Source organism: Streptomyces sp. NBC_00322 (assembly GCF_036147535.1).
In the GTDB taxonomy this organism is placed as follows: domain Bacteria; phylum Actinomycetota; class Actinomycetes; order Streptomycetales; family Streptomycetaceae; genus Streptomyces.
On record NZ_CP108019.1, the window covers coordinates 5374475 to 5399250 of the forward strand.

The 24776-nt window shown below is 71.3% G+C and carries 19 protein-coding genes; 12 read left to right on the plus strand and 7 right to left on the minus strand.

The genetic code is table 11. The features are described from left to right. Window positions 1-46: 46 nt before the first annotated feature. The 3 genes from OG905_RS24635 to OG905_RS24645 all read right to left on the minus strand — a co-directional run bounded on the left by OG905_RS24635 (window position 47) and on the right by OG905_RS24645 (window position 4353). On the minus strand, window positions 47-1789 hold the full coding sequence (locus OG905_RS24635; protein WP_328677168.1) for an LCP family protein: 1743 nt from the start codon (window positions 1787-1789) through the stop codon (window positions 47-49). A 221-nt stretch (window positions 1790-2010) separates the two neighbouring features. After that, entirely contained in the window at window positions 2011-3417 is a 1407-nt protein-coding gene (locus OG905_RS24640; RefSeq protein ID WP_443043982.1) for an LCP family glycopolymer transferase, read from the minus strand. A 183-nt stretch (window positions 3418-3600) separates the two neighbouring features. Then, entirely contained in the window at window positions 3601-4353 is a 753-nt protein-coding gene (locus OG905_RS24645) for a TIGR03089 family protein (RefSeq protein WP_328677172.1), read from the minus strand. A gap of 127 nt (window positions 4354-4480) precedes the next feature. Here OG905_RS24645 and OG905_RS24650 point away from each other — a divergent pair, with 127 nt between their 5' ends. The 3 genes from OG905_RS24650 to OG905_RS24660 are packed head-to-tail and all read left to right on the plus strand — an operon-like array spanning window position 4481 to window position 8041. After that, window positions 4481-5824 (plus strand): peptidoglycan recognition protein family protein, encoded by a 1344-nt coding sequence (locus OG905_RS24650; RefSeq protein WP_328677174.1) that lies wholly within the window; start codon window positions 4481-4483, stop codon window positions 5822-5824. A gap of 56 nt (window positions 5825-5880) precedes the next feature. Beyond that, window positions 5881-6996, plus strand: a complete 1116-nt coding sequence (locus tag OG905_RS24655; protein ID WP_328677176.1) for an NDP-sugar synthase — start codon at window positions 5881-5883, stop codon at window positions 6994-6996. A 40-nt stretch (window positions 6997-7036) separates the two neighbouring features. Continuing rightward, a complete protein-coding gene (locus OG905_RS24660) occupies window positions 7037-8041 on the plus strand; it encodes a DNA-3-methyladenine glycosylase family protein (protein WP_328677178.1) in 1005 nt (334 codons plus the stop codon). A gap of 177 nt (window positions 8042-8218) precedes the next feature. Here OG905_RS24660 and OG905_RS24665 read toward each other — a convergent pair whose 3' ends face one another. Genes OG905_RS24665 through OG905_RS24675 form a run of 3 tightly spaced genes read right to left on the minus strand, consistent with a single transcriptional unit; the run spans window position 8219 to window position 10981 of the window. Next, window positions 8219-9514, minus strand: coding sequence for a coenzyme F420-0:L-glutamate ligase (locus OG905_RS24665; RefSeq protein WP_328677180.1), 1296 nt, complete (start codon window positions 9512-9514; stop codon window positions 8219-8221). Continuing rightward, complete coding sequence (cofD, locus tag OG905_RS24670; protein WP_328677182.1) at window positions 9511-10467, minus strand: 2-phospho-L-lactate transferase; 957 nt, start codon at window positions 10465-10467, stop codon at window positions 9511-9513. The genes OG905_RS24665 and cofD overlap by 4 nt, the downstream gene beginning before the upstream one ends. A 13-nt stretch (window positions 10468-10480) precedes the next feature. Continuing rightward, entirely contained in the window at window positions 10481-10981 is a 501-nt protein-coding gene (locus tag OG905_RS24675) for a cysteine dioxygenase (protein ID WP_328677184.1), read from the minus strand. Window positions 10982-11621: 640 nt separating this feature from the next. Here OG905_RS24675 and OG905_RS24680 point away from each other — a divergent pair. The 3 genes from OG905_RS24680 (at window position 11622) to OG905_RS24690 (ending at window position 17389) form a co-directional block, all read left to right on the plus strand. Then, complete coding sequence (locus OG905_RS24680) at window positions 11622-11885, plus strand: WhiB family transcriptional regulator (protein ID WP_023541320.1); 264 nt, start codon at window positions 11622-11624, stop codon at window positions 11883-11885. 213 nt (window positions 11886-12098) lie between these two features. Continuing rightward, window positions 12099-15830, plus strand: coding sequence for a glycosyltransferase family 2 protein (locus OG905_RS24685; protein ID WP_328677227.1), 3732 nt, complete (start codon window positions 12099-12101; stop codon window positions 15828-15830). After that, a complete protein-coding gene (locus OG905_RS24690; protein WP_328677229.1) occupies window positions 15827-17389 on the plus strand; it encodes a DUF5719 family protein in 1563 nt (520 codons plus the stop codon). The genes OG905_RS24685 and OG905_RS24690 overlap by 4 nt, the downstream gene beginning before the upstream one ends. Window positions 17390-17424: 35 nt before the next feature. On the opposite strand, the gene OG905_RS24695 is transcribed toward OG905_RS24690, so the two are convergent. Next, window positions 17425-17853: a metallopeptidase family protein gene (locus OG905_RS24695; protein WP_328677231.1), complete on the minus strand. Its 429-nt coding sequence runs from the start codon at window positions 17851-17853 to the stop codon at window positions 17425-17427. Between the two features lie 274 nt (window positions 17854-18127). Here OG905_RS24695 and OG905_RS24700 point away from each other — a divergent pair, with 274 nt between their 5' ends. The 6 genes from OG905_RS24700 (at window position 18128) to OG905_RS24725 (ending at window position 24608) form a co-directional block, all read left to right on the plus strand. Beyond that, complete coding sequence (locus OG905_RS24700) at window positions 18128-18556, plus strand: DUF3499 domain-containing protein (protein WP_266475888.1); 429 nt, start codon at window positions 18128-18130, stop codon at window positions 18554-18556. A 129-nt stretch (window positions 18557-18685) separates the two neighbouring features. Next, a complete protein-coding gene (locus tag OG905_RS24705; protein ID WP_328677234.1) occupies window positions 18686-20050 on the plus strand; it encodes a phosphomannomutase/phosphoglucomutase in 1365 nt (454 codons plus the stop codon). Between the two features lie 815 nt (window positions 20051-20865). Then, window positions 20866-21048 (plus strand): Trm112 family protein, encoded by a 183-nt coding sequence (locus OG905_RS24710; RefSeq protein ID WP_266475891.1) that lies wholly within the window; start codon window positions 20866-20868, stop codon window positions 21046-21048. A gap of 34 nt (window positions 21049-21082) precedes the next feature. Continuing rightward, window positions 21083-22228 carry an SIS domain-containing protein gene (locus OG905_RS24715; RefSeq protein WP_328677237.1) on the plus strand — a complete coding sequence of 382 codons (1146 nt, stop codon included), beginning with the start codon at window positions 21083-21085 and terminating at the stop codon, window positions 22226-22228. Between the two features lie 121 nt (window positions 22229-22349). Continuing rightward, a complete protein-coding gene (gene manA, locus OG905_RS24720; protein WP_328677240.1) occupies window positions 22350-23513 on the plus strand; it encodes a mannose-6-phosphate isomerase, class I in 1164 nt (387 codons plus the stop codon). Between the two features lie 117 nt (window positions 23514-23630). After that, window positions 23631-24608, plus strand: a complete 978-nt coding sequence (locus tag OG905_RS24725) for a cation diffusion facilitator family transporter (RefSeq protein WP_328677242.1) — start codon at window positions 23631-23633, stop codon at window positions 24606-24608. Window positions 24609-24776: the final 168 nt, after the last annotated feature.

Consider the following 24776-nt stretch of genomic DNA (forward strand, 5'->3'; position numbering starts at 1 on the left):
GTCCCCCCTGTCGTTCAGGCTCGCCGCATGACCCGGTGTTCCGGCGTCACTTGGCGCACACCTGTTTGTCCGCTTCGACCTTCTGCACACCCTCCGGCGCTTTCGCCGGACCGGTGATGGGCACCCCTGCGCCCTTGAAATCGGCGCCGAGGGTCAGGGTCATGGCCTCAAGACCCACGGCGTTCTTCGTGCCCGGCTTCAGCGCCGCGGCGGGCAGACCCATCAGGTCCGCGAGCTTGCGGGCCTGGTCGGCCTGGTTCGGCGCGTACACCAGCGTCGTCGTGGCGAGCTTCTGCGGGGCGTTGCCCTCATTGCTCGACTTCAGTACGCCTTCCTCGTTCTGCAGCCAGGTCAGTGTCGCCAGCGCCGCCCCTTGTGTGTCGCTGCCGTTGAAGACCGCGACGCGGACCTTGGACGCCTGTGCCCTCGGCCCCTTGAGCAGACTCGCCTGCTGGTTCTTGGCGTCCTGCTCCTTCTGCTTCACCTCGGTGAGCGAGGTGTCGTTCTGGATCATCGAGAACAGCGGCTTGGCCTTGCTCTCGTTGAGCAGCACGGTCGCGCCGTCGGTGTTGTCGACCACCGGCACCGTGGCGAAGGTGATGTTCTTCGGGTTGACCTTCTTGAGCTCCAGACCGAGATCGCGGAGCCGGGAGATCTTGCCTATCCCGGTGTCGACGGTGAGCGCCTTGGTCGCAGCCTCGGCCAGGTCCCACATCTTGGTGGGGCTGGAGAGGGTGTCGCTCGACTTCATCTTCCGGATCAGCGAACTCAGGAACTGCTGCTGGATCTCGATCCGGCTGAGGTCGCCGCCGAAGCCCACCGAGTGACGCGTGCGCACGAACGACAGCGCCTGCTCACCCTCGATGACGTGCTTGCCCGCCGGGAGGTTGAGCTTGGAGTCCTTGTCCTTGATGTCCTTGGCGAGACAGACCTCGACACCGCCGACCGCCGTGGTCATCGTCTTGACCGCGTTGAAGTCGGCCATCATGAAGTGGTCGACGGTGACGCCCGTGAGCTCCTTGACCGTACGCATGGTGCAGCCCGGGTCGCGGCCCTCCTGGCCGAGGCTCTCGTTGAACCGCGTCCTGGTCGTGCCGCCTATGACCTTGGTGCCCTCGGTCGTCTTGGTCTGGCAGTCCGGGATGTTGGTGATCAGGTCACGCGGGATGGACAGCGCGGTCGCGTTCGTCCGGTCCTTGGAGACATGGAAGAGGATCGTGGTGTCGGCGTGCCCGACGCTGTTCTTGTCGCCGTAGCCGTCATTGCCCGCGCCGGAGCGCTTGTCCGTGCCGATGATCAGGATGTTGACGGCCTGGTCCTTGTTGAAGCCGCCGCTGCCCGCGCCCGCGACATCGACCGTGTTCAGGTTCGAGTCGAAGTGCCGGTAGACGAGATACGTGCCGACGGCTCCGGCGACCACGACGAAGGCCATCACGCCGCCCGTCCACAGCAGCGCCTTCTTCTTGCGCGACTTGGGCTGCTTGCGCTTGCGGCGGCCGACGGTGGGGGGATTCGTACCACCCGAGGCATTGCCCGTACGGCGCGAGCGCTGACCGGGTACGTCCCGGCCCGGGGTCGCCGTCCCGCGATCGTCCTCGGGACTTCTCGGGGCCGGGGTCCTCGCACCGGCGCGCCTGGATCCGCCGCTGCCCGAACCGGCGCTTCTCGACGGGGACGACTGCGGTGCGGATTGGTCCAGTCGCAATTCGTAATTGCCGGTGTGCGGGTTAAGTACCCACTGGTCGGCGGGGTCGATCTCGTCCGCCCGTCCACGGCTTTGCGCATCCACGGTTGCTTGAGTCCTCCGTCGGTGCCACGCGAGGCGCCTCCCCCGAAGGGCGCTCGGTCTTTCGATCCACTAGTGCGCGACCCGAGGTCGGAAGCACCGGATCGCGTCACACTATCCGCCCAGTTCAACGGGAAGCGACGTCCGTGACAAATTCCACGCCCCTTACAACCGGGCAATCCGCCCAATCTTCATGGACTTCCGGCACTGGCTTGGTCATCGCTTTACTCACACATGCCCACGGCGGCGTTCGTGCCGGAGAATGTCGGCGCCGGAGTCGGGCTCGCGGAACCGGTGTCGTCCGGCTTCTCGTCCGTCGGTGCTTCCGCGTTTTTGTCCTCCGCTTTTTTGTTCTTCTTGTCCTTGTCCGGGACGACGCGGACGAGCCTGTCCTCGCGCAGCCGCTTGAAAAGCTCCCTCGCCTCCGGCTCGATCAGTTCGTCACGGTTCGGGTCGGCGGAGTACGGCTGACGCGGAACCGTAAGGAATTGCACCTTTTCGGTCGGTACGTTGCGAATTGAGCGGGTCAGGTCGTACAGATCCCTCAGCGAGTCCAGTCCCGGGTCCGTCGTCAGCGACTTCGTCGCCGCGTCGAGCACCGGGTAGAGCCGGATCGGATTGAGCAGTACGCCGTTGCTCTGCACCTTCTGGACCAGCGCGCCGAGAAACTGCTGCTGGCGTTCCATCCGTTCGGTGTCACTGCCGTTGCCGATGGACTTGCGGGCCCGTACGAAACCGAGGGCCTGCTCGCCGTTCAGCTTCTGCTTGCCCGCGCGCAGCCTCAGATGCGCGTCGGTGTCGTCGATCGGCTCCTTGAGGCAGATCTCGACGCCGTGCACCGCGTCGACCATGGCCTTGAAGCCCCGGAAGTCCACCACCATGTGGTGATCGATCCGGATGCCGGTGAACCCCTCGACGGTACGGATGGTGCAGGCCGCGCCGCCGAACTCGAACGCCCAGTTGAACTGTGCGAACTGAGGCTTCGTGCGGGTGCCGTCGGGCTTGCGGCAGCTGGGGATGTCGACCATGAGATCGCGTGGGACGGACATCGCCGTCGCGCTCTGCCGGTCCGCGGCGATGTGCAGCAGGATCGTGGTGTCGGAGCGCTGACTGCCGCCGTCGTCGCGGCCGTACTTGCTGTTGCCCGCGCCGGAGCGGGTGTCCGAGCCGAGGAGAAGGATGTTCTGCGCGTCCAGGGAGACGGGCTTGGGGCGTTCCTTCTCGTACGTCTGCAGCTCGGCGGCCGCGGTGGTGTCCGTGGTGATGTTGGCGTCGAGCTTGCGGTAGAACCACCAGCCGACGCCGGCGGCGGCGAGAACGACGACGGAGGTGCCGAGGGCGGCCCAACGGAGCCAGTGGCGCTTGTGCTTGGGGGTTTCGGCGTCGGCGTCCGTACCGCCGTCTGCACCGTCACCGTCACCGTCACCGGTGCCTGCACCGTCACCGGCGTCGGCGTCCGTGCCGCTGTCAGCGTCCGCGCCGGCGTCCGCCGCTTCCGCTTCCGTACCGGCGTCCGTGCCCGGCTCCGTACCGGGGGCGGTTCTACTGGTCTCCCCGCCCGCGTCCTTGCCGGCTTCGCCGGCCCCGGCCGGGCCGTCCGGTTCGGAGGGCGTGCCAGCAGTCTCCGTCACGTCTGCGTCCATCCTTCACGGCGTCGGCGGCGCGCTGGGTCGCCGATCGCAGGACTAGACGGCGGAACCTCGCGCTTGGTTGTGCGTTGAAGCACGCGTATCGCCGATCATCCACCGGAGTTGACGCAGGATCCCGGGGGCTCGGCCCGGGTGTGCGCCACACGGGTGGACCTCAGAGGGTTGTCATACAGCGGTGTTGGTGACGCGCTCGTCCGCGATCCGCTTTTCGAGGCCCTCTTGGGGCAGTTTGCCGAGGTTACGGCACAGCACCACGGACCCGCCGGCCGCGAGCGGTGCGTACAGCCCGGCGGACAGCCCCTGCCAGGTGTCGTACGAGTGCCCGGTCAGCAAGCGCGACCCGGGCCCGAGGCCCAGCTCGGCCGCGTCCGTACGAGCCCGCTCGACCAGGCCGGCGCCGCTCAGTTCCGTATCGCCGACGACGAGCGCGGGCGCTGCCGGGTCCACCGGCGCGTACGGCGCGAAGCGGTCGCCCTGCCCGGGCACCTCCACCGCGTAGTCGGCGAAGCCCGCCGGGGGCTGCGGGAAACGTCCGCCCAGCGGGCGCAGCGCGAGCGCCACCCGCTCGCCGGAGCAGGCGCGAGCCTCCTCCAGGGTGTCAGGACCGCTGACGACGAGATCCGCGTCGGCCGGATCGCCACCCACCTCGACGCATACGCCGACCGACGAACAGGCGAGCAGCCAGACCGCGCTCTGCCAGTGCGCGGGAAGCAGCAGCGCGAGCCGGTCGCCGGGCGCGGCGGCGAGGTCGCCCTGGAGCAGATTCGCGGTCTTTGCCACCCAATTGGCGAAGGTCGCCACGGACAATTCGACACGCTCACCGGTGGCGTCGTCGTAGAAAGTGACCAAGGGGCGCGCCGGGTCCGCGGCGAGCGCGGATCGCAGCAGGTCGGCGGGGGTACGGTCGCTGGCGTTCACCCGCGCAAGGGTACGCGGCGGGGACGGGACCGTGCCTCCGTACGGGTGGCGGGGTACACCGGTCGGGCCTATGAGCCGCCGGTTTCCCGAAAGGCGGAGTGGGCGGCCCCGGCTCAGGATCGATTTCATGCGTGGATTCCTGGTTTCTTCGATCGGCGTCGCGTGCTCAACCGCACTGGTGCTTCCCCTCTGGCTGTCCTCCGGAACGGTGGCCGCGGCGCCACCGTCGCCGGATCTGCCCGGCTCCACCCAGTCGTTGCCACTGGCGGCGATCGGGGAGAGGGCGTCGGACCGGTCTCTCGGCCCGGCGACGGAAGAGGGATTGACCCAGCGTGACGTCAGACCCTTCTCCCTCCTGGGCGTCGTCTGGGACGACGCGAACGCCGAGCTGCACGGCACGGTCCAGGTCCGCACGCGGGCCGTGGGCTCCGGCCAGTGGTCGGGCTGGCTGGACGTGGAGACCCACAACGACGAGCACGGCGCGGATCCCGACAGCGCGGAGCGCGGCTCGGGGAAGGTGCGCGGTTCAACGGCCCCACTGTGGGTGGGGGAGTCGGACGGTGTGGAGGTACGCGTACGGGCGGAGAAGCCGTCCGAACCGGCCCAGCTGCCCAAGGGGCTGCGCCTCGAACTCGTGGACCCGGGCAAGATGCCGGCCCCGGAGAAACCGGCGGCGGAAGAGCCCTCGGCGGAGGGGCCCGCGGCGGACGAGCCCGCGGACCCGGTGGGCTTCGGGCCCGTACCGCGAATGCCTTTCCGCGCGGCCGCGGACGCACCGGAGACGGCACCGGACGAACTCCCGGCCCTCTCCCAGGAAGAGACGGAGGCCGAGGCGGGCCTGGAGCAGGCGGTGGGAGCTAAGCCGTACATCGGACCGCGCCCCGCCATCATCACGCGCAAGGGATGGGGCGCCGACGAGTCGCTGCGCGAGCCGGACTTCGTCTACACGAACACGGTCAAAGCAGCATTTGTGCACCACACCGCGACCGGCAACAGCTACACCTGCGCCGAGGCGCCCTCCGTGATTCGCGGTATCTACCGCTACCACGTAGTGAGCAGCGGCTGGCGCGACATCGGCTACAACTTCGCCGTCGACAAGTGCGGAAACATCTACGAAGGACGGGCGGGAGGCGTGGCCAAGGCCGTCCTCGGCGCACACACCCTTGGTTTCAACACCGACAGCATGGGAATCGCCGTGCTCGGCACGTACAGTTCCTCCACTCCGCCGGCGGCCGCGGTCACCGCGATCGCCAAACTGACGGCCTGGAAGCTCGGGCTGTTCGGAGGCAATCCGCTCGGCAAGGTGCTGCTGACGTCCGGGGGGAGCGGCAAGTACGAGAAGGGCGCGAAGGTCACCTTCAACGTCATTTCCGGGCACCGGGACGGATTCCTGACGGAGTGCCCGGGAGCCCTGCTCTACGCCAAGCTCGGCGCGGCCCGGAGCGCTTCGGCTACATACCAGGGTCGCTGACGGGCGGGGTGTGTGCCCATCCAACTGCATACACTGCCGGTCTCCAACGATTGACCATGCCGGCCCCAGCAGGAAGCAGAGACGACAAGGTGACAGAAGCGATCCTCCTGGTCGGCGGCAAAGGCACCCGACTGCGTCCGCTCACCGTCAACACTCCGAAGCCGATGGTTCCGGCGGCGGGCGTACCGTTCCTGACGCATCAACTGGCGCGGGCAAGGGCGGCGGGGGTCGAGCACATCGTGCTGGCGACGTCGTATCTGGCGGAGGTCTTCGAGCCGTACTTCGGCGACGGCTCGGCGCTCGGGCTCCACCTGGAGTACGTCACCGAGGAGGAACCGCTCGGCACGGGCGGCGCGATCCGCAATGTCGCGTCCCGGCTGCGGTCCGGCCCCGACGAGCCGGTGCTGATCTTCAACGGCGACATCCTGACGGGCCTGGACATCGAGGCACTGGTCGCCACACACCGGTCCTGCGGCGCGGACGTCTCGCTGCACCTGACGCGGGTCGAGGACCCCCGGGCGTTCGGTCTGGTCCCGACGAACGCCGACGGGCGCGTCCGGGCCTTCCTGGAAAAGCCCCAGACGGCCGAGGAGATCGTCACCGACCAGATCAACGCGGGGGCGTACGTCTTCCGCCGCTCGGTCATCGACACGATCCCGGTCGGCCGTCCCGTCTCCGTGGAGCGCGAGACCTTCCCCGACCTGCTCTCCTCCGGGGCGCACCTGCAGGGCATGGTCGACTCCACCTACTGGCTCGACCTCGGGACCCCCCAGGCCTTCGTCCGCGGCTCGGCCGACCTGGTGATGGGCCGCGCACCGTCCCCGGCGGTCCAGGGCCGCTGCGGCGACCGCCTGGTCCTGCCGAAGGCCACGGTGGCCCCCGACGCGAAACTGACCGGCGGCACGGTCATCGGAGCTAACGCGGTGATCGCCGAGGGCGCCCGCATCGACGGCAGCGCGGTCCTCGACGGCGCGATCGTGGAGGAGGGCGCGGTCGTCTCCGCCTCCCTGATCGGCGCGGGCGCACGTATCGGCGCCCGTACGGTCCTGTCGGGCGTGGTGATCGGCGACGGCGCGGTGGTGGGCCCGGACAACGAACTCCGCGACGGCGCGAGGGTGTGGTGCGGCGCGGTCCTTCCGGCGTCGTCCGTCCGCTTCTCTTCGGACCAGTAGTCGGGGCGCCGCGCGCGACCGGCCCGTACCCTCATACACCGTGGCAGGACGCTTCGCACCGAACCGACCCACCCGCACCAGCGTGCGCGGCGGTCACACCCCCCTGCCCAAGGCCGTCCCCCGCCAGGCCACCGCCTCCCGCACCCGCCGCTGGACACCCCCCGGCCCCCTTGACCTGGGTCTCGTCCTCGGGCCCCTGCGCCGCGGCCCCGCCGATCCCACCTTCCGTACGTCCCCCGACGGCTCCGTCTGGCGCGCCAGCCGTACGCCCGCAGGGCCCGGCACGCTCAGGGTCGCGCTGCGGGCGGACAGCGGCACCGCAGAGGCCAAGGCGTGGGGCCCCGGCGCGGAGTGGCTGCTCGACCAACTGCCCGCGATGCTCGGCGAAGGGGACGATCCCACCGCCTTCACCCCCCGCCACCGCCTCGTCGCCGTGTCCCAGCACCGCCGCCCGGGCCTGCGGCTGACGCGTACCTCGCTCGTCCTGGAAGCCCTGATCCCGTCGATCCTGGAGCAGAAGGTCACGACGGACGAGGCGTACCGGGCCTGGCGGCTGCTTGTCCGCAAGCACGGCGAGCCCGCTCCGGGCCCGGACGAGCGGCTGCATGTCATGCCCGACCCCCGGACCTGGGCACTGATCCCGTCCTGGGAGTGGCACCGCGCGGGCGTCGACAACAAGCGGGCCTCCACGATCCTGCGCGCCGTCCGCGTCGCCCGCCGACTGGAGGAGGCCGCGGCGATGGAGCCCCAACAGGCCCAGGAACGGCTGGAGTTGATCCCCGGCATCGGCCCCTGGACCTCCGCCGAAACCATCCAGCGCAGCAACGGCGCCCCCGACGCGGTGACCGTCGGCGATCTGCACCTGCCCGGCATCGTCGGCTACGCGCTCGCGGGCGACCGCCACGCCGACGACGCCGCGATGCTCGAACTCCTGGCCCCCTACGCGGGCCAGCGCCACCGCGCCGCCCGCCTGATCCTCCTGAGCGGCCGCACCCCGGCCCGCCGCACCCCGAAGATGCCGCGCGGCGACATCGCGAGCCTGTAGAACGCCGGGCAGAAGGACTTCATGGCCTGCCGACCTGGACCCTGCTCACCCTGGAGGGCCGCTGGAGCGAGGGCGGTACGCACACGTACAACCTCGGCTTCAACGCCTATCTCGACGCACTGCCCGACGACGCGATGGTCGTACGGGTGCTGTACCACTCCTGACGCACGGTCGGGGTCACCGCACCTCGATGAAGTCCCCCGCGTCCCGCGCCGGCCGCTCCTTCGCCGGTGCGGCCGCGTGCCCCACCGCCACCGCCCCCATCGGGTCCCACCCCTCCGGAAGCCCCAGCACCTCCCGTACGACGTCCCGGCAGAACATCGTCGAGGACACCCACGCCGAGCCAAGCCGCTCGCCCGCCAGCGCCACCAGGAAGTTCTGGACGCCCGCGCCCGCCGCGACCACGAACATCTCGCGTTCGGCGGCGTCCCGGCGCTCGTCGCCGTAGTGGTGCGAGCCGTCCATCACCAGGCACGGCACCACCAGGTACGGCGCGCGTCGCAGCACCTCGCCGCGGCGGACCCGCTTCGCGACGGACTCCTCCGACTTGCCGTCGCGGCGCAGGTCGGCGATCCACGCGTCCCGCATGGCGTCCAGCAACTCCGTGCGAGCCGAGGCAGATTCGAGCAGGACGAAGCGCCAGGGCGTCGTGTGGTGCGGCGCGGGCGCCGTGACGGCCGCGGCGACGGCCCGCCGGACCGCACCCCCGTCCACCGGCTCGTCGGTGAACTCGCGGACCGTACGCCGCAGGGTCACCGCCTCCCGTACGGCCTCGGAGGTCCCGAGCCGGAACATGTCGTCCGCGGCAACTCGCACCATCGCACGCGCGCCGTCTTCGCCGCCCACCAGATGAGCCAGGCCCCTCACCACCGCGACCGGCAGCCCCTCCGCCTTGCCCTTGACCAGGTCGCCCGCCGCGGCCAGTTCGTCCGCCGTGGCGACGACGGTCGCGCTCAGCGGATTGCCATGCGCGTCGCTGCCGCCGCGCAGGTCGTCCAGGACCCGCACGCCCGCCGCGCCGATCGCGACATCGGTCAGACCGTTGCGCCAGGGCCGCCCGAACGTGTCCGTGACGATCACGCCGACGTCCACGCCGAGCGTCTCCCGCAGCCCCTCGCGGATCGCCCGCGCCGACGCGTCGGGATCGGAGGGCAGCAACAGCACGGTCCCGGCAGGGGTGTTGGAGGCGTCGACCCCGGCCGCGGCCATCACCAGGCCCTGCCGGTTCTCGACGATGCGAAGGGTGCCGCGGCGCGCCACCACCCGTACCGTCTCCGCGTCGATGGCGGCCTCGCGGTCGTCCGCCGCGACGACCCGCCCCTCCGCCTTGCTCACGATCTTGGACGTGACCAGCAGGACATCGCCGTCCACGAGACCCGGCTCGGTCGCGGAGATCAGCTTGGCGAGGTCGTCGCCCGGCCGTACCTCGCCGACACCGGGCAGCGCCCAGACGCTGTACGACGGCGAGCTCACGCCCGTACCTCCTCGGCGAGCGCCAGCGCCTGGCGCGCCATCCCGGCAGCCGCGTCCGCGTCCGTCATCAGCAGCGGCACGGCCCGGCAGCGGATCCCCGCCTCCTCGACCTCCGCCACCGCGCCCGCGTCGACCGTGTCGACGAGCCAGCCGTCGAGCAGCCCGGAGCCGTAGTGCCGGGCGACGGCCGCGGCGGTCGCCTCGACGCCGACCGCGGCGAGCACCTTGTCGGCCATCCCGCGCACGGGCGCGTCCCCGACGATGGGGGACAGCCCCACCACCGGGACGCCCGCGTCGGCGATGGCCTCGCGGATCCCCGGCACCGCCAGGATCGTGCCGACGCTGACGACGGGGTTGGACGGCGGGAAGACGATGACGTCGGCCGCGGCGATCGCCTCGAGCACACCCGGCGCGGGCTTCGCCTGGTCCGCGCCGACGGGCACGACCGCCTCCGCGGCCACGGACGCCCGCAGCTTCACCCAGTACTCCTGGAAGTGGATGACCTTCTTCTCGCCATCCACCTCGACGGCGACATGCGTCTCGACGCGGTCGTCGGACATCGGCAGCAGCCGCACGCCCGGATTCCAGCGGGCGCACAGCGCCTCGGTGACGGCGCTGAGCGGATAGCCCGCCGCGAGCATCTGCGTACGGACGATGTGCGTGGCGAAGTCACGGTCGCCGAGACCGAACCACTCGGGGCCCACGCCGTACGCCGCGAGCTCCTCCTTGACCCGGAAGCTCTCGTCCGTACGCCCCCAGCCCTGCTCTTCGTTGATGCCACCGCCGAGGGTGTACATCACGGTGTCGAGGTCGGGGCAGACCTTCAGCCCGAACAGATGGATGTCGTCACCGGTGTTGCCGATCACCGTGACGTCCGCTTCGGGCGCGGCCTGCTTGAGACCGCGGAGGAAACGGGCGCCGCCGATGCCGCCGGCCAGAACCACAATGCGCATGGACAGCAGTTTGTCAGGCGGGTACGGCATCCCGGTCGGCCGGGGAGCACTGGGAGCTGTGCATCGGCATATCGGTCAGGCCCGGGTGGTAGACGTGCAGGCTGACGGCAGGCTCGAGCGAATCATTGACCACCTCGTGCACATATCCGGGCGCGAACACCCGCTGCGCGCCCGCGGCCAGCGAGCGGGACGTCTGCTCGGTGCGCTCGGTGAGCTCGCCGTCGAGGACGGTCAGCACGCCGGAGGACAGGCCGTGGTCGTGCAGTCCGCTGCCCTGACCGGGGACCCAGGACAGCAGCCACACCTCGTAGCCGGGGCCGGTACGCAGCCGGTGGTACCAGCGGGTCGTGGTGTCGTACTGGACGAGGTGGGCCCACTGCGCGCGGTCTGCGGCGATGGAGCGGGCAAGACCGACGAAGTCGGCGACGGTGGCCGGGTGCTCCCGGGCGGGCTGGAGAAGGTGCTGTACGGCGAGGATGTCGCCGGCGATCTGGAGGTCGCTGTCGCTGTTCATGGGTGCGGTGGTTCCTCGGCAGAGAGTGCAGGGGGTCGCAGGACATGCGGGTTGAGCTACATGCGGAGAAGAAGCCGGAGCGCTACGGGCGCATCAACAGCTGGAACAGCAACAGCGGGCCTGGACAGCGCTGCGGAACCCACGGAGCGGGGTCGCGAGGTGCGCTGAGGTCGCTGGCATGGGATCAAAGGTGACGGGTGGGTTCTTTACTTGTCAACCCAATGCCCGATTTGGCGGCAATGTTTCACCTCATCCGGTTACTCCGCCCGGAGAAAGGTTTGTGCACTCGCGACCCGGGAGACATGGCGCAGCAACCGCGCTCGCAAACGCCGCTACAGGTCCCGTGATCGGACTGTGATCCGGATCGCTTAAATGGCTGGATCGCAACATGATCGAACCCTGCGGCGTCTTCTCCCGTGACAGGGGGTCGCGGGCAGGCGCCGCTGGCAAGTGCCAGGTTTTTGGTGATTTGCACACTTTCCGCATAGCTTTGGTTCCGCAGAGTGAATACCGGGCCCAATAGCAGATCTCGGCTTGACTGGCCCGGAGCACCGCACTTGTAATTTCACTCGTGTCGTTCGGCCGAAATCGATAACGGCAAGCAACACCACGGGGACGCAAAAACAGACGAGGGGCGCACATGACCGAGCTGTTCGAACAACTGCTGGTCGAGGACGCGGACGAGGAACTCGGCTGGCAGGAGCGCGCGTTGTGCGCCCAGACCGATCCCGAGTCCTTCTTCCCCGAGAAGGGCGGCTCGACCCGCGAGGCCAAGAAGGTCTGTCTCGCCTGCGAGGTCCGCTCCGAATGCCTCGAGTACGCCCTCGCCAACGACGAGCGATTCGGTATCTGGGGCGGCCTGTCCGAGCGCGAACGCCGCCGGCTCAAGAAGGCCGCCGTCTGAACACCGCACGGATACCCGAGACCGAGACCAACGCCCAGACCTCCACAGAAGCCCGACCAAACACCACAAGTCAGTACGTAAACCACGGTCCGCCGACTGCGCAGTCTCAGCAGTCGGCGGACCGCTCTGGTACCAGCCGTTAGTGTGGGGCCCCGTCCGAGACGCTCCAACGCCCCTACGGGGCGACCCCCCGGCCGGAGGGCCCCTACCTCGATGTCCGCCACCACAGCCGCGTTCGCCCCAGCGCATCCGCCAGAGTTCCCGCGGCATGTCGTCACCGCCGTGCTCGTCTCCCACGACGGCGCGCGCTGGCTTCCCGACGCCCTCGCCGGACTCATCGGCCAGGAACGCCCCGTACAGAACGTCATCGCCGCCGACACCGGCAGCGCCGACGACTCCGCGCGGCTGATCACCGAAGCGCTCGGCGCCGAACGCGTACTGCACCTGGCACGCCGCACCGGATTCGGCACCGCCGTCGAGGAAGCCGCCCGCACCGCGGGCGTTCTCACCCCCGACGACCTGCCCTATCTGAAGCGGCCCAGCGGCTGGGACCCCGTCAGCAGGACCTGGCGCGACGACGCGTACGACATGCCCGAACTCCCCTACGGGGAACCCGTCCAGTGGCTGTGGCTGCTCCACGACGACTGCGCGCCCGCCCCCGACGCCCTGGCCGAACTCCTGCGCGTGGCCGACTCCGACGAACACGCCGCGATCATCGGACCCAAACTCCGCGGCTGGTACGACCGCAAGCAACTGCTCGAAGCAGGCGTCTCCATCGCCAACAGCGGACGCCGCTGGACCGGACTCGACCGCCGCGAACAGGACCAGGGACAGCACGACCAGATCCGCACCGTCCTGTCCGTCTCCTCCGCCGGCATGCTCATCCGCCGCGACGTCTTCGAACAGCTCGGCGGCTTCGACCGGCGACTGCCCCTCATGCGCGACGACGTCGACCTGTGCTGGCGCGCCCACGCCGCCGGCCACCGCGTGCTCATCGCACCCGACGCCGTCTTGCGGCACGCCGAAGCCGCCGCCCGCGAACGCCGCACCGTCGACTGCGCGGGCCGCTCCGTCGCCAGCCCCCACCGCGTCGACAAGGCCGGCGCCGTCTACACCCTGCTGACGAACGCACGCACCGTCGCCCTCCCCTATGTCCTGCTGCGCATCGTCCTCGGCACGCTGCTGCGCACCCTCGCCTACCTCGTCGGCAAGGTGCCCGGCCAGGCCGTCGACGAAGTCATGGGACTCTTCGGCACCCTGCTGCGGCCCGAACGGATCATCGCCGGACGCCGCAGAAGAGCCAGGCAGGGCGGCTCGGTGGAGGCGGGCGAACTGCGCCCCCTCTTCCCGGCGCCCGGCGCGACCGTCCGCGCCACCGTCGAACAGGTCGCCGGCCACATCGGCGGCGGCTCCGATGCCGACTCCGGCGGCTCACGCCACGGCGCCGTCGAATCAGGACCGGGCGGTGACGACGCCGACTTCCTGGAGATCGAGCAGTTCGCGCGCCTGAAGAAGATCGCCCGCAAGCCCGGTCCTGTCCTCTTCGCCGTGCTGCTCCTCGTCTCCGTCATCGCCTGCCGCGACCTGTTCGGGGGCGGATCGCTCGCGGGCGGCGCCCTGCTGCCCGCGCCCTCCGACGTCTCCGACCTCTGGTCCCGGTACGCGGACAACTGGCACCCCCTCGGCACCGGCGGAACCCAGACCGCGCCCCCCTACCTCGCGGTGCTCGCGGCCCTTTCCAGCCTCTTCCTCGGCTCCACCGGCTTCGCCCTGACCGTGCTGCTCGTCTGCTCGGTCCCGCTCGCCGGACTCAGCGCGTACTTCGCCTCCCGCCCCATCGTCGAATCCCGGCTGCTGCGGGCCTGGGCGAGCATCGCGTACGCCTTCCTGCCCGCCGCCACCGGCGCACTGGCGACCGGACGTCTGGGCACCGCAGTCCTCGCGATCCTGCTGCCGCTCACCGCCCGCGCGGGCGTCGCGGCCCACGGACTGCGCATCAGCGGCAGCGGGCGCGGCAGCTGGCGTGCCACCTGGGCCTACGCGCTCCTGCTCACCCTCGCGATGGCGTTCACCCCCATCGTGTGGCCGCTCGCGCTCGTCCTGGGCATCGCCGTACTCGTCCTGCGCCGCGACGACATCACGGCGTACGGGCTGCGCTTCGTCGCCGCCGTCGGCACCCCGCTGCTGGTCCTTGCGCCCTGGTCGCTCACCCTGCTGACAGGGCCGTCGGGCTTCATCCGCGAAGCGGGGCTCGAATTCGGCAACGGATCGGCCTCCGCCCTCGACCTCCTCGGCATCAGCCCCGGCGGCCCCAAGGCCGCGGGCGGGATCCTGCTCATCGGCATCGTGCTCGCGGCGCTGGCCGCCCTGCTGCGCGGCGAGCGGCAGTTCGCGATCCGTGCCTCCTGGGCCGTCGCGCTGACCGGACTGATCTTCGCGGTGATCGCCAACGGCTCCGGCTGGGCCGGACCCGCCACCCTCGTCTACGGCGTCGCCCTGCTGGCCGCAGCCGTCCTGGGCGCGGAAGGCGGCCGTACCCGCGTCGCCGCCCAGAACTTCGGCTGGCGCCAGCCCGTCGCGGCCCTCATCGCACTCGCCGCCGGTATCGCGCCCCTGCTCGCCGCGTTCAACTGGATGATCGGAGGTGCCGCACACCCGCTGGAGCGGCGCGACCCCGTCCAGGTCCCCGCCTTCGTGGCCGAGGAGAGCGACACCCGCGACCAGCCGCGCACCCTCGTCCTCGGCGGAACATCCGCCGCCAAGGTCTCGTACAGCCTCGTACGCGGCTCCGGCGGGCGGCTCGGCGACGCGGAACTGGCGCGGGCGGGCGGCAGCGACGCCCGGCTTGACAAGATCGTCGCGAACCTCGTGGCGGGCTCCGGCGCCGACCAGACCAGCGAGCTGAGCGGCTTCGCCATCCGTTACCTGCTCGTACGCGACGGAGCACCCCGCCAGACCAGCCGCGTCCTCGACGCGACGCCCGGCCTGAGCAGGCTCAGCCAGCTCGACGGCAGCGCACTGTGGCGCGTCGACCGCCAGGTCGCGCGGGCCACCATCGTCAGCGGCAAGGGCGACCCGCTGCCCGTCGCGTCCGACGCCGTCGAGGCACACGCCAAGATCCCCGCGGGGGCGGCGGGCCGGGTGCTGCGCATCGCGGACCGCGCGGACGCCGGCTGGCAGGCCACCCTCGACGGACGCGTACTGAACAAGACGGTCGTCGACGGCTGGGCCCAGGGCTTCGAACTCCCCGCCGAGGGCGGCCGGCTCGACCTGTCCTACGACGACCCCGTCACGCACTCTGGCTGGATCTGGGCGCAGGGCGCGCTCGCGCTGGTGCTGCTGGTGCTCGCGCTGCCGGGCAGGCGCCGGGAGATCGACGACGATCTGCCCGCCGAGGAGATCGCCGTACCCGCGCAGGCGGTGGAGGGCGAAGGGCGCAGGGCACGCAGGCTGCGCGCCCAGGCGGAGGCGGAGGCGGAGTCCTCGCAGGAGGAGACCGAAGCGGATCCGTACGCCCAACTCCCCACCGACCAGGACGCCTTCGCGCAGCACGGGCAACAGGCGTACGAGCCGCAGTCCTTCGAGGAACCGCGGTCCTTCGACGAGCAGGCGCCGTACGCGGCTGTGCCTCAGCAGCAGCAGTACGGCGAGTGGGACGCGCAGTCGTACGCGGACGGCGGATACACGGCCCCGTACGGCAACGAGCAGTACCAGGGGGCTCAGTACGGCGGTGAGCAGCAGTACGGCGGCGAGCAGTACCAGCAACAGCCGTATCAGGCCGACCAGTACCAGGACCCGTACCAGAACACGGGCTACGGCGACGGGCAGTACCAGGAGGGGCAGCAGTACGACCCCTACGCCTACGGCGGCGAGAGTGACCAGCAGCCCGGCCCGAACGGAACGAACGGCACCACCGGCAACGCGACGCGAGGCGAGTCAGAGTGAACCGCACAACCATCTCCCTGCTCGCGACCGCCACCGCACTCGCCGCGATCACCGGCCTCGCCGCGCTCACCGCGCCCAGCAGCGGCGCCGAGACCGAGGCGAAGGCCCCGGCGCGGCTGCCCGTCGAACGCTCCAGCCTGCTCTGCCCCGCGCCCAGCACCTCCGAGCTCGCCGAGACCGCGTACACCTCGTTCACGCCGGCGGGCAAGAGCGGTGACGCCAAGGACGGCACGGCCGAACTGAAGCCGTCCGCCGCCGTACTGGCCGAGACGGACACCGCCCCGGCCAAGGACAAGACCAAGAAGGGCGACGCGGCGAAGGGCGCGAAGGGGGCCAAGGACGCGAAGAAGCCGGCGCCCGACAAGGCGGTCCTTGCGCTGAAGGAGCCCGGCAAGCCCGTCGCCGCCAAGGCGAGCGGCGGCGAGGCCCCCGCGCTCGTCGGGACGGCCACCGGCCGCCTCGCGCCCGGCTGGAGCGCCCAGCAGACCACCACGGAGACCGCGGGCGACGCGCGCGGCCTGCTCGGCGTCAGCTGCACCGGGCCCGACACCGACTTCTGGTTCCCGGGCGCGTCCACTGCCAAGGAACGCCACGACTACGTCCACCTCACCAACCCGGACGACACCCCGGCCGTGGCCGACATCGAGCTGTTCGGCAAGGACGGTGCGCTCAAGACCACGCTGACCGAGGGCATCCCGGTCCCGGCCGGGTCGAGCGTCCCCGTGCTGCTGTCCACCCTGACATCCGACCCGGCCGCCGATCTGACCGTCCATGTCACCACCCGTACGGGCCGCGTGGGCGCCGTGCTGCGCGCCGCCGACGACAAGGCGGGCAGCGACTGGCTCACCGCATCGGCCGACCCGTCCGGCACCGCCGTGCTGCCGGGCATCCCCGCGGACGCCACGTCGGTACGCCTGGTGGCCTTCGCGCCCGGCGAGGACGACGCCGACCTCAAGGTGCAACTCGCGGGCCCGGGCGGGAAGATCGTCCCGGCAGGACACGAGACGCTGCACGTCAAGTCGGGGATGACCGCGAGCGTGGACCTGCTGGACGTGACCAAGGGCGAGGCCGGGTCCCTGATCCTCAGCCCGTCCCAGAGCGGCCGGGCGACGCCGGTGGTGGCGGCGCTGCGTGTCGTACGCGGCAAGGGCGACAAGCAGGAGGTCGCCTTCATTCCGGCGGCCGCGCCGGTGGGGGAGCGGGCGAGCGTCGCCGACAACCGCGCCAAGGGCTCGACGCTCTCGCTGACCGCCCCGGGCGCGGCGGCCGAGGTCAAGGTCACCGCGTCGGCGGGCACCGAAGGCGGCACCCAGGTCGTCAAGACGTACAAGGTCAAGGCGGGCACGACCCTGGCGGTCGTCCCGCCGGTGCCCGCCGGGCTGAAGGGCTCGTACGCGCTGACCGTGGAGACGGTTTCCGGCGGCCCGGTGCACGCCTCGCGCACGCTGGCGCTGCCGAAGGACGGGATCCCGATGTTCACGGTGCAGACGCTGCCGGACGACCGGGGGACCGTGGCGGTGCCGGAGGCGGAGCAGGACCTGTCGGTGCTGGACGACTGAGGGCGCGGGGAGGTCTGAGAGGGCTGAGGGCCCGGTCAGTCCTGCCCGTACCGCGGGTCCACCGACTCCGGAGACAGCCCCAGCAGCTCCGCCACCTGCTCCACGACCACCTCGTGCACCAGCAGGGCCCGCTCGTCGCGGTTCTTCGTACGGATTTCGACGGGCCGCCGGTAGACCACGATCCGTGCCGGGCGCCCCTTGTCCGCCGGGGCCGAGCTGCCCAGCGGCACGGAATCCTCCGGTGCGCCCGGCACGTCCAGCACGAGAAAGTCGACGTCGGCCAGCTGCGGCCAGCGCCGTTCCAGCCGCTCCACCGAGTCCTGCACGAGGTCACGGAAGGACTCGGCGCGGCTCGCGGCCAGGGGTACCTGGGGAGGGGCGACCGGCCCTCGCATGCCGCGGCCGTGGCGGTCGCGACGGCGCGGCCGTGGCTCGGTCGGGCGGGGCGGTACAGGACTGTCCATCACTGACGCAGCGTAGCTCTCCAGGGCGCGCGGCGATCGCATGCGCGCGCCGGGTCGAAAGCCTGTCGTTAATTGAACATTCCGGCCAAGCTTGCGTCCGATTGAATATCTCCTCGCGATCGCGGATCTCATCGTGATTGACCTCATTTACGCCAAGTCATGACCGGATCACGAGCGGTGGCTGCGTGTGGGCTTCTCTTTCCGTGCAGGTCAGGCCAGTTGCTCGGGGAGCCGATATGTCGGGTGTCACACCACGACACGGTGGAGTGACCTGGTGGAGAGTCGTCGCAGCCCGCTCAAGAGTGCGGTACCGTCCAACGTCGTGAGCCCTGTACGTCGCTGTTCGCGCACCGCGTGCGGCCGCCCCGCCGTCGCGACACTGACGTACGTCTATGCCGATTCGACCGCGGTCCTCGGCCCGCTCGCCACCTATGCCGAGCCCCACTGCTACGACCTGTGCGCCGAGCACAGTGAGCGCCTGACCGCCCCGCGCGGCTGGGAGGTCGTGCGGCTCACCGACGGCTCCGCCCCCGCCCGCCCCAGCGGCGACGATCTCGAAGCGCTCGCCAATGCGGTACGGGAAGCGGCGCGCCCCCAGGGGCGTACGGCCGAGGCGGGCGCGCAGAACGGCCGCCGTACGGCGGATCCGAGGGAGGTCGCGCGCCGCGGCCATCTGCGGGTGCTGCGTTCCCCCGACTCCTGAGCGAGCCTTTTCGGCTCCCGTCCCGTGCGCACGGCGGCACTGGGCTGAATGCTCCCCCAGCCTGTGCGGGTACGTTGAGGCTTTGAGGTGACCGCAGAGACTTCAGGGACTTTCAGGAGGGTTGGGCCCGTGACTGCTGATCTGTCGCAGATCGTGAAGGCGTACGACGTCCGCGGGGTGGTGCCGGATCAGTGGGACGAGGCGCTGGCCGAACTGTTCGGGGCGGCCTTCGTCCAGGTGACGGCCGCGGAAGCGATCGTCGTCGGCCACGACATGCGGCCGTCGTCGCCGGGGCTCTCGGGGGCGTTCGCGCGGGGGGCCGCGGCCAGGGGCGCGGACGTCACACTGATCGGACTCTGCTCGACCGACCAGCTGTACTTCGCTTCGGGGCACTTCGGGCTGCCGGGTGCGATGTTCACGGCCTCGCACAATCCGGCGCAGTACAACGGCATCAAGATGTGCCGCGCGGGCGCCGCGCCGGTCGGCCAGGACACGGGCCTGGCGGACATCCGCCAACTGGTCGAGTCCTGGTCCGAACAGGGCGCGCCGGAGCCGGTGGCCGAGCCGGGCAAGGTGACCGAGCGCGACACGCTGACCGACTACGCGGCGCATCTGCTCTCGCTCGTGGACCTGTCGGCGATGCGCCCGCTCAAGGTGGTCGTGGACGCGGGCAACGGCATGGGGGGCCACACGGTCCCCACGGTCTTCGGCGCCCTGCCCGTCACCCTCGTACCGATGTACTTCGAGCTCGACGGCACCTTCCCCAATCATGAGGCGAACCCGCTGGACCCGGCGAACATCGTCGACCTGCAGGCCCGCGTCCGGTCCGAGGGCGCGGACCTGGGCCTCGCCTTCGACGGGGACGCGGACCGCTGCTTCGTCGTCGACGAGCGCGGCGAGGGCATCTCGCCGTCGGCGATCACGGCGCTGGTCGCGGCGCGCGAACTGGCGAAGCACCCCGGCGGCACGGTGATCCACAACCTGATCACGTCGTGGTCCGTCCCGGAGGTCGTGCGCGAGAACGGGGGAACGCCGCAGCGCACGCGGGTCGGCCACTCCTTCATCAAGGAGGAGATGGCCCGTACGGGAGCGATCTTCGGCGGCGAGCACTCCGCGCACTACTACTTCCGCGACTTCTGGAACGCGGACACGGGCATGCTGGCGGCCCTCCACGTCCTGGCGGCGCTGGGCTCGCAGGAGGGCACGCTGTCGGCGCTGGTCGCGCAGTACGACCGCTACCGGGGCTCGGGCGAGATCAACTCCACGGTCGACGACCAGGCGGGCCGCACGGCGGCGGTGAAGGCGGCGTACGGGTCGCGCGACGACGTGACGATCGACGAGCTGGACGGCCTGACGGTCTCGACGGAGGACTGGTGGTTCAACCTCCGCCCGTCGAACACGGAACCGCTGCTGCGGCTGAACGTGGAGGCACGGGACGACCAGACGATGGCAAAGGTGAGGGACGAGGTGCTGGGGCTGGTCCGGGGGGCGTGAGGCACTGTGGGGGCGGGGCGGCGCTGCGTTTGCGGCACGCGGAGGAATCCGGCCACTCCCACCTCCGCGACGCCCGCCCGCCGCTGGGTCTTCCGGTCCCGTCCGCCGAGCGGCAGCCCCCGGGCGGCCGTCGGCGGGGCTGGGGTGCGGTCGTCTGCCCGCCCGAACCACGCCCGCGGCTCGGCCGAGCCCCCTCGGCCGGTCTTCTGGTCCGTTCTGCCGAGTGAGCGGCAGCCTCCTCCACGGCGTGGGGCGGCCGTCGGGGATCTGTGGTCCGGTCGGCTGCCCGCCCGAACCAGGCGCGCCTCTACGGCGCACGCCCGCCGCTCGGCCCTGCCCGCGGCCTTCCGGTTCCGTCCGCCGACGGAGTGGCGCCCAACCCACGGCGCGAAGCGGCGGTACGTGGGGCTGCAGTGCGGGCGGCTGCCCGCCGGAACCAGGGTCGCCTCCGCGGCGCACCGCCGCAGCCCGCCCGGACCCGCCGCCCGCCCGTGCGGCTCACGCCCGGCGCCACTCCCCCCGGGTGGCGTAGGCCGACGGCTCACCCCGGCCGCCCATGTCCCGGCGGCGCGAGGCTGCCGCCCCAGGGGCCCGGGGGCCCGCCCCCCGGTTTCGGGAAGGGCGGGTGTGGGGAGAACCGCCCCCCCGTACCCCCAGAACGCGCCGCACCCCTCCCCCCAGCGGTACGCTGACGTGGCCCGATCCGCAGACCCGCGACCGCCCGTCCGACCCGCGGCCGCACCGCGCGAACCGCGGCCCGCAAGCGACCCGCACGCAAGTGACCGCGCCGCCCACCCGAAGGGACACCCCCGCACATGCCGCTCGAAGCCGGCCTCCTCGAGATCCTCGCCTGCCCCGCCTGCCACGCCCCCCTCAGCGACAGCTCCGCAGCCGAGACCCCCGAGCTGATCTGCACCGGCAAGGACTGCGGCCTGGCCTACCCCGTACGGGACGGAATCCCCGTCCTCCTCGTCGACGAGGCACGTCGCCCCGCCTGACCGACAACCGCACGGCGATCGGAGGCCCAACCCCATGCTCGACGAGTCACTCCTCGACGCCCCGGAAGCCCTGGCCCGCGCCGATCGCCGCGGACTGCTCCGTGGCGCAGCCGAGGCCGGGGCGCGTGTACGCACCGCCGCCCGGCACGCCGCCGAGGCGGGTATCGCCGAGCTGAAGCCCGAGGGCCGCCCCCGCCACGTCCTCGTCGCCGGCCCCGGCCACGCCGCCACCGGAGTCGCGGACCTGATCGGCGCTCTGGCCGGCGCCTCCGCCCCCGTCACCCGTCTGCACCCCACCGGCGTCGCACCCGCCGCCGGCGCCCTGCGCTGGGCGCTCCCGGGCTGGGCGGGCTCCCTGGACCTGCTGCTCATCGCGACCACCGACGGCAGTGAACCCGGCCTCGCACTCCTCGCCGAGCAGGCGTACCGCCGCGGCTCCACCGTCGTCGCCGTGGCCCCGCAGGGTTCCCCGCTCGCGGAGGCCGTCGACGGCACGCACGGCATGGTCGTCCCGATGGCCAAGGCCCCGCACGAGCTGTACGAGGAGACTCAGGCCGCGAGCCCGGGCGCCCTGTGGGCGCTGTTCACCCCGCTCCTGGCCCTCCTCGACAGGGTCGGCCTGCTCGAGGCGTCCCAGGAGACCCTGGCGAAGGTGGCCGACCGTCTGGACAAGACCGCCGAACGCTGCGGCCCTGCCATCGCCACGTACAGCAATCCGGCGAAGACACTCGCGGCCGAGCTCGCCGACAGCCTTCCGCTGATCTGGACGGAGGGTGTGGGCGCCGGCCCCGCCGGCCGGCGTTTCGCCGCCGTACTTGCCGAGCTGGCCGGCTGCCCCGCCCTCGTCGCCGAGCTGCCCGAGGCGCTCCCCGCGCACGGCGGGCTCCTCGTGGGCGACTTCGCCCTCGGCGCTGACCCGGAGGACTTCTTCCGCGACCGCGTCGACGAGCCGCAGGCGCTGCGCGCCCGGGTCGTACTGCTGCGGGACCGCCCCATCGGCGGCCTCACCGCTGCCCCGGCCGCCCGCGAGCTCACGCTCAGCCACGACACCCCGATCAGCGAGCTGGAGCCGGAGGACGGCACCGAGCTGGAGTCGATCGCCGAACTCCTCGCGATCACCGACTTCGCCGCCGTCTACCTGGCCCTGGCGGGCAACGGCGCCAACGGCGCCAACGCGTAACCATCGCGCCGCAGCAGCGCCACGACACCGCCACGCCGCAGCCGTCACCACGCGCAAGCGTCCCGCGTAGCCGTTCACCACGCGTAAGACGTCACCACGAGAACCGGGAAGAACACAGACCATGGACCGCCTCTCCAACACCGTGCGCCCCTACGCCTGGGGATCCACGACCGCCATCCCGGAGCTGCTCGGCATCGCCCCCACCGGCGAGCCCCAGGCCGAGATGTGGATGGGTGCCCACCCCGGAGCACCCTCGCGCGTCACCCGTGACCACGAGGAGCGGCCGCTCTCCGGGGTCATCGCCGCCGACCCCGTACGCGAGCTGGGCGCCGCGGCCGTCGAGAAGTTCGGCCCCCGTCTGCCCTTCCTCCTCAAGATCCTCGCGGCCGGCGCCCCCCTCTCCCTCCAGGTCCACCCGAACCTCGCCCAGGCCAAGGAGGGTTACGCCGCCGAGGAGAGCGCGGGCGTCCCGCTCGACGCCCCGCACCGCAACTACAAGGACGCCAACCACAAGCCCGAACTGATCTGCGCGCTCACCCCCTTCGAGGGCCTGTGCGGTTTCCGCCCGCCCCTCGAAGCCGCCGACGTCCTCGCCGGTCTCGACGTGGACTCGCTCAAGCCGTACGCCGACCTCCTGCACGCCCACCCCGAGGAGGCCGCGCTGCGCGAGGTCCTGACCGCGGTGCTGAGCGCCGCCCCCGACGAAATGGCGGCCACCGTCACCGAGGCCGCGGCCGCCTGCGAGGAGCTCGGCGGCGACTACGCCCCGTACGCAGCCGTCGCGCACCACTTCCCCGGCGACCCGGGCGTGATCGCCGCCATGCTGCTCAACCACGTCCAACTGCAGCCCGGCGAGGCCCTGTTCCTCGGCGCCGGAGTCCCGCACGCCTACATCGAAGGCCTCGGCGTGGAGATCATGGCCAACTCCGACAACGTGCTGCGCTGCGGGCTGACGCCGAAGCACGTGGACGTCCCCGAGCTGCTGCGGGTCGTCCGCTTCGAGTCGGGCGACCCGGGCGTCCTGCGCCCCGAGGCCTCGCCCGAGGGCGAGGAGGTCTACGAAACGCCGATCGACGAGTTCCGGCTCTCCCGCTATGTCCTCGCGCCCGGAGCCGCACCCCGCGATCTGACGACCCGCACCCCGCAGATCCTGCTCTGCACAGCGGGCACGGTCCGTGCCGGTGAACTCGCCCTCTCCCCGGGCCAGTCCGCCTTCGTGCCGGCGGGCGAAAAGGCCGAAGTGTCCGGAGTCGGCACGGTCTTCCGTGCCACCGTGATGGCCTGACGCGCCCTTGCTGCCCCGGGCTGCAACAATGACGCACCGCAAAGGACGGGCAAAGCCCAAAACGACGTACGGCGCGCGGCGTACGGCGCGGGGCATACGAAGGGACTGCAGGAACAGATGAGCGCTTCAGGCGGAACAAGGGCGATCGTGGCGGCACTTGCCGCCAACCTCGCGATCGCGGTGGCGAAGTTCGTGGCGTTCCTCTTCAGTGGCTCGTCCTCGATGCTCGCCGAAGCCGTTCACTCGGTCGCCGACTCCGGAAACCAGGGCCTCCTGCTGCTCGGCGGCAAGAAGGCCCAGCGCGAGGCGACCCCGCAGCACCCCTTCGGCTACGGGCGCGAGCGCTACATCTACGCCTTCCTCGTCTCCATCGTGCTCTTCTCCGTCGGCGGCATGTTCGCGATCTACGAGGGCTACGAGAAGATCAAGCACCCGCACGAGATCGAGGCCTGGTACTGGCCGGTCGGCGTACTCCTCTTCGCGATCATCGCCGAGTCCTTCTCCTTCCGTACGGCCATCAAGGAGTCCAACGAGACGCGCGGCGCGCTCTCCTGGACGGAGTTCGTCCGCCGGGCGAAGGCCCCGGAACTGCCCGTCGTCCTGCTCGAGGACCTGGGCGCGCTGGTCGGTCTGGTCCTGGCGCTCGGCGGCGTCGGCATCGCCCTGGCCACGGGCAACGGCGTCTGGGACGGCATCGGCACGCTCTGCATCGGCTTCCTGCTGATCGTGATCGCCCTCGTCCTGGCGGCCGAGACGAAGTCGCTGCTGCTGGGCGAGACGGCGGGCATCGACGACATCGAGAAGATCAAGGCGGCCGCCGTGGACGGTGAAGGCGTCACCGGCATCATCCACATGCGTACGCTCCACCTCGGCCCTGAGGAACTGCTGGTCGCCGCGAAGATCGCGGTACAGCACGACGACACGGCCGCCGAGGTCGCCAACGCGATCAACGCCGCCGAGGACCGTATCCGCGCCGCCGTACCCATCGCGCGCGTGATCTACCTGGAGCCCGACATCTACAGCGAGTCTGCGGCCGCGGCGGGCATCAACCCGGCCAAGTCCCCGGGCGGCCCGACCCCGGACGCCGCCCACTGAGCTCCGCGGACCGCGTGGACCCGACGATCGGCCCGTGTGAGACCGCGATGTGACCGGATCCCAGCCCTGGGCGGGCTGGGGCACGCCGCGTCGATCGGTGTAGATTCGTGACCAGAGTCAGACGTCGCTGCTGATGGCGGTCGGGCGGTCCCCTTGCCGGGACCGGCC